This window comes from Bacillus sp. SD088, from assembly GCF_017355205.1.
GTDB lineage: Bacteria > Bacillota > Bacilli > Bacillales > Bacillaceae_C > Lederbergia.
This window is the reverse complement of the sequence record NZ_JADIJK010000072.1, coordinates 1-741: the sequence shown is the minus strand read 5'-3', so window position 1 is coordinate 741 and position 741 is coordinate 1. Positions and strand designations below refer to the sequence as shown.

Sequence of the window (741 nt, the reverse complement as noted above, 5' to 3'; positions counted from 1 at the left end):
TGTATTTGGCAAGTATAAAATGTATAAAACGGCAGGCCTTTTTGTGAACCACTTGCCAACATCTAATTTTTCATCATCATAGACTCTTTCATTCGTTTACTTTCTCCACCAAAGAGAATGAGGTGGGAGTGGTGAATCAGGCGATCCACGACAGCTTCCGTGAGAATCGGATCGCCAAAAACATGGTTCCATTGCCCGAATTGTAGATTGGTAGTTATGATGATACTCCGTTTCTCATAACACATGGATATCACCTGAAACAGTAATTCCGCCCCTTGCTTATGTAATGGAATGTAACCAAGCTCGTCCAAAATCAATAGATCAAGCTTGTCTATTCTGTTAAACAGTCTATTCAATGTACCTTTCTCATTTGCTTCCAACAGTTCATTTGCCAAGGAGGCAACAGTGTAAAATTTCACTCGCCTGCCAAACTTCTGTATGGCATTGATTCCAATGAGCGTAGAGAGATAGGTTTTACCTGCACCAACTCCTCCATAAAAAATCATATTCTCCTTTGCTTCAATAAACTCTCCTTCTAATACCGATTCTTGACTTAATCCCTGACCCAATTGAATATCTGTCCAATCAAAAGAATTGCCGGATATGTTTGGCAGAGTTGCCGTTTTGAATAGAAGGTTTATTTTTCGCTCTTCACGCTGTTCGACTTCCTTTTCAAAAAGGGTTAGTAAGTATTGCTGAGGATCCTCTATGTTCACGGTATGGAAATTCTCACGAATCCAA

At 39.8% G+C, this 741-nt stretch carries 1 protein-coding gene; it reads right to left on the bottom strand.

Annotated features, from left to right (window positions below; translation table 11 throughout):
• Positions 1-62: 62 nt before the first annotated feature.
• Positions 63-741, bottom strand: a 679-nt coding sequence (gene istB / locus IPU53_RS24700; protein WP_207454183.1) for an IS21-like element helper ATPase IstB, incomplete at its 5' end; no start/stop codon positions are given.